General features: G+C 54.9%; 1 pseudogene. It reads right to left on the reverse strand.

Features of this window, described 5'->3' with window-relative positions:
• A pseudogene (locus tag BFF42_RS21620) lies at window positions 1-264 on the reverse strand (IS1 family transposase); the annotation flags it as partial.

Here is a 264-nt window from a genome sequence, read left to right on the forward strand (position 1 = left end):
CCGTCCTCCGTATCCTGTCATACGCGTAAAACAGCCAGCGCTGACGTGATTTAGCACCGACGTAGCCCCACTGTTCGTCCATTTCAGCGCAGACAATCACATCACTGCCCGGTTGTATGCGCGAGGTTACCGACTGCGGCCTGAGTTTTTTAAGTGACGGAAAACCGTGTTGAGGCCAACGCCCATAATGCGTGCACTGGCACGACATCCGACGCCATTCATGGCCATATCAATGATTTTCTGGTGCGTACCGGGCTGAGAGGC

The sequence above is a fragment of the Shigella sp. FC1661 genome (assembly GCF_001712525.1).
GTDB classification, from domain to species: domain Bacteria; phylum Pseudomonadota; class Gammaproteobacteria; order Enterobacterales; family Enterobacteriaceae; genus Escherichia; species Escherichia coli.